Origin of the sequence: Paenibacillus enshidis (assembly GCF_042136365.1) — a bacterium.
Lineage (GTDB): Bacteria > Bacillota > Bacilli > Paenibacillales > Paenibacillaceae > Paenibacillus > Paenibacillus enshidis.
This window is the reverse complement of record NZ_JBHHMI010000079.1, coordinates 1-525: the sequence shown is the minus strand read 5'-3', so window position 1 is coordinate 525 and position 525 is coordinate 1. Positions and strand designations below refer to the sequence as shown.

The following is a 525-nucleotide window of genomic DNA, read 5'->3' as shown; positions in this document are numbered from 1 at the left end:
GACCCTCACTGTGAAGCTTGAAGATATATCGAACCACTTCGGCTTCCGGCTCATAGATTTCCAGTTTACTGGTGGTCTTGTTTCTCCTGTAACCAAAAGCGGGTTTCCCGCTGACATACTCCCCCCGCCGGGCACGCTGCATTCTATTATATTTGTTCCTGCGCCCGATCATCTCATATTCCATCACGGCAAACATGGAGCTTACGTCATACAGGACACGGTCTTCCAGCGAATTGCATAAATCGAAGGTCTGGGAAGGGGTGATGATCTTGATGCGGTAATCCATACACACCTGCTTGATCTGCTGCGAGATCACTCCATTACGCGAGAGACGGTCCAGCGACACGGTGAAGATCGCCTTGTATTTCTCGATATTTTGCAAAAGCTGCTGCAGCTGTGGCCTTTCCCCAAGGTCATATTTGCCTCCACTCACAATCTCTTCATACACTTCATAGGTATAACCGTTCTGTCTGCAGAACTCCGTCATGATCTCGCGATGATTCTGCAAGGTATCCTCGTTCTCGC

1 protein-coding gene is annotated in these 525 nt (G+C 49.3%); it reads right to left on the bottom strand.

Annotated features, from left to right (window positions below; translation table 11 throughout):
• Window positions 1-525, bottom strand: a 525-nt coding sequence (locus tag ACE41H_RS25155; RefSeq protein ID WP_375358312.1) for a recombinase family protein, incomplete at both ends; no start/stop codon positions are given.